The 3,530-nt window shown below is 68.9% G+C and carries 5 protein-coding genes; all 5 read left to right on the top strand.

The genetic code is table 11. The features are described from left to right. A partial coding sequence (locus NN4_RS44315; protein WP_147144399.1) for a FecCD family ABC transporter permease occupies positions 1-615 on the top strand: 615 nt, incomplete at its 5' end. Next, entirely contained in the window at positions 612-1,481 is an 870-nt protein-coding gene (locus NN4_RS44310) for an ABC transporter ATP-binding protein (protein WP_147144397.1), read from the top strand. The genes NN4_RS44315 and NN4_RS44310, both read left to right, overlap by 4 nt. 78 nt (positions 1,482-1,559) lie before the next feature. Further along, positions 1,560-1,949 carry a BlaI/MecI/CopY family transcriptional regulator gene (locus tag NN4_RS44305; protein WP_107656458.1) on the top strand — a complete coding sequence of 130 codons (390 nt, stop codon included), beginning with the start codon at positions 1,560-1,562 and terminating at the stop codon, positions 1,947-1,949. Positions 1,950-1,989: 40 nt separating this feature from the next. Further along, positions 1,990-2,928, top strand: coding sequence for a M56 family metallopeptidase (locus tag NN4_RS44300; RefSeq protein ID WP_107656457.1), 939 nt, complete (start codon positions 1,990-1,992; stop codon positions 2,926-2,928). 192 nt (positions 2,929-3,120) lie between these two features. Then, on the top strand, positions 3,121-3,530 hold a 410-nt coding region (locus NN4_RS44295), incomplete at its 3' end, for a DEAD/DEAH box helicase (protein ID WP_147144402.1).

Below are 3,530 nucleotides of genomic sequence, written 5' to 3'. Positions count from 1 at the left end.
CTCTTGGCCTGGGGACGTAGTCCGACCGGCGACCGGGGCGTGACGGGTTTGCGTCTGGTCCTGATCGGCGTCGGCATGAACGCCCTGCTGCTGGCCGGCATCAGCTGGTTGCTCACCCGCGCCACACTCCAAGACGCTCAGCGAGCCCAGTTGTGGCTCAACGGATCTCTGAACAATGCCGATCGATCCGGTTTGCTCCCAGCTACATTGGCGCTGGCCGTGGTGGTGGTCGTCGCGCTCGGCTCGGCCCGCACCTTGGCCGCGCTGCGGCTCGGCGCCGACACCACCCGGTCGCTGGGTGTGCGCATCCAAACCCAGCAGGCCGTCCTGATCGGCGCGGCGGTGGTCGGGGCCTCGGTGGCGACCGCAGCTGTCGGGCCGGTGAGTTTCGTCGCGCTGTCCGCGCCGCAGATCGCCCGGCGGCTGCTGCGCACCCCCGGCGAACCGCTGATCGGGTCGGCGCTCACCGGTGCCATCCTGGTGGTCGGCGCGGATGTCGCGTCGCGCTCGCTCTTCCCGGCCGACCTGCCGGTGGGCATCGTGACCGCGGCCTTCGGCGGACCGTTCCTGCTCTACCTGCTCGTGCGAATGAACCGGAAGGCGACGCTGTCATGACCACAGACGCTGCGACCACCGCGGAATCGGTGCCCACCCGGCTCGCCGCCGACGACGTCACGCTCGCCTACGGCGACCGGGTGATCATCGACGGACTGACCCTCGACATCGCGCCCGGCGTGATCACCACCGTGATCGGGCCCAACGGCTGCGGCAAATCCACCCTGCTGCGCTCGCTCGGCCGGCTGCTCCGCCCGCAGGAAGGCCGAGTGTTGTTGGACGGCAAGGCCATTTCGACGATGAAGACCAAGGACGTGGCCAGGGTGCTCGGCATGCTGCCGCAGTCGCCGGTCGCACCGGAAGGACTGACCGTCGCCGATCTGGTCGCGCGCGGCCGGCATCCGCATCAGTCGTGGTTCCGGCAGTGGTCGGCCGCCGACGAGGACGAGGTGATGACCGCGCTCGCGCAGACCGGCATCGCCGATCTGGCCGACCGCGCGCTCGACGAGCTCTCCGGCGGACAACGCCAGCGGGCCTGGATCTCCATGGCGCTGGCCCAGGGCACCGACATCCTGCTGCTCGACGAGCCGACCACCTATCTCGACCTCGCGCACGCAGTCGACGTGCTCGACCTGGTCGACCGGTTGCACGCCGAGCTCGGCCGCACCGTGGTGATGGTGTTGCACGACCTGAATCTGGCGATCCGCTACAGCGATGAGCTGATCGTCATGCGCGAAGGCCGGATCGTCGCGCAGGGCAGGCCCGCCGACATCATCGACGTCGCTTTGCTGCGCGAAGTTTTCGACCTCGACGCCTCGGTTCTGGAGGATCCGGTGTCCGGTCGGCCGATGGTGGTGCCGATCGGAACACGCCATGTTCTCGGCAAGGCAGGCGGGCCCGTCATGCCCGAATCCACCGCCGTATGACAAATACCACACCAGCTATTCCATAGTTACGACACCCTGTAGTACGCATGCGCGTCGTTGAGTCCGTAAAATTGTGGAATGGCAGGACTTGGTGAACTCGAGAAAGCGGTCATGGACCAGTTGTGGTCGACCGATGAACCGCAGACAGTCCGGCAGGTGCACGAGGCATTGGCCGCACGCCGCGAGCTCGCGTACACCACGGTGATGACGGTGCTGCAACGACTCGCGAAGAAGAACCTCGTGGTCCAGCAGCGCGACGACCGTGCTCATCGCTACGCGCCCGTGCACAGCAGGGACGAATTGGTCGCCAGCCTCATGGTGGACGCACTACAACAGGCCGACGCCGCGGGCAGCCGCGCCGCCGCGCTGGTGCACTTCGTGGAACAGGTCGGAAAGGATGAGGCTGCCGCACTTCGCGAAGCACTCGCTAAGCTCGAAGCGAACGAGGACACACCGCCCCCGCAGTAGACTCCTCGCGACCTTGCCCCCAACGCAGTGAGCTGAGTCGATGAACGCAACCGCGCCGGTATTCGCCGGACTCGCATTGCTTCTCGCGGGGCCTGCCCCGGCCTTGCTCAGCCGGGCGACCTGGACATACCGGACGCCCCGCGCCGCACTCGTGCTCTGGCAGGCCATCGCGCTCGCCGCCGTGCTCAGCGCATTCGGCTCCGGTTTGGCCATCGCCGCCGAACTGCTGGTGCCCGGACCCGACGGTAGGCCGACCACCGCACCCACCCGCGAGATCGACGCGCTCGGGTTACCACTGTGGCTGGCCTACGTTTTCGTGTTCGCGCTGACACTGCTGGTCGGCGCGCGGCTCTGTTACGCGATCGTCCGGGTCGGGGTGCACACGCGGCGCAGGCGAGCCAGGCACCGGATGCTGGTCGACCTGCTCGATCAGAGCGGTCCGCGTCGCCGCGCCTCCGATATCCGGGTGCTCGCCGCGACCGAACCGATCGCCTACTGCCTGCCCGGTCTGCGCCAGCGCGTGGTGATCAGCGAAGGCACCCTGACCAACCTGGACGACGCGGAGATCACCGCGATCGTCAGCCACGAACGCTCGCACCTGCGCGCCAGACACGACCTGGTGCTCGAGGCGTTCACCGCTGTGCACGAAGCGTTTCCGCGTTTTGTGCGCAGCAAAGCCGCGCTCGGCTCGGTGAAACTGCTCATCGAACTGCTCGCCGACGACTCCGCGGTGAAGGTGACCGGCCCGAAACCGCTGGCGCGCGCGCTCGTCGCCTGCTCGAAGTCCACCGCGCCCCAGGGTGCGCTCGCCGCGGGCGGGCCGACCACCCTGATTCGGATCCAGCGCCTCACCGGGCGGATCGGCGACGTTCGGGTCGCCACCGCCGCGTATCTCGGCTCGGCCGCCATTCTCGTCGTACCGACCATGGCCGTCGCGGTGCCCTGGCTGGTGGAGCTCGAACGGCTGTTCCGCGGCTAGCGGATCGTAGGACGTATCCTGGACACTTGGCCTGCTACTCGGCCGGCCGCATCGTCTCTTCGCGCTGCTGTTCTCTCGCAGCGCGCCGCCCCACCTGCAACGCGTTTTCCGAGCACGAGCGCGTCCTACGAAAGGCACACAGCACCCGTGACCCCCTCGACACCCGTCGCCGCGGCGCCCTCCGTGACCTTCATGGACCTGGGCCTGCCCGCCGTGCTCGTGCAGGCACTGCGCAACGACGGCATCGAGGCACCGTTTCCCATCCAAGCCGCGACGGTGCCGGATGCGTTGGCGGGCAAGGATGTGCTCGGCCGCGGCCCGACCGGGTCCGGCAAGACCCTCGCGTTCGGGCTGCCCATGCTGGCCCGGCTGGCCAGCGGGTCGACCAAGCCGGGGCGGCCGCGCGGACTGGTGCTGGTGCCCACCCGCGAACTGGCCGCGCAAATCGAACGCGCGCTGGACGGACCCGCGCTCGCGATGGGCCTGCGGGTCGCGTCGGTGGTCGGCGGCGCGCCGATCCGGCGGCAGGCCGACCGGCTCGCGCGCGGTGTCGATCTGCTCATCGCCACACCCGGACGACTCTCCGATCTGATCGCACAGGG

Origin of the sequence: Nocardia ninae NBRC 108245 (assembly GCF_007990755.1) — a bacterium.
GTDB lineage: Bacteria > Actinomycetota > Actinomycetes > Mycobacteriales > Mycobacteriaceae > Nocardia > Nocardia ninae.
The sequence above is the reverse complement of the archived record's forward strand: the minus strand, read 5'-3'. Positions and strand labels throughout refer to the sequence as shown.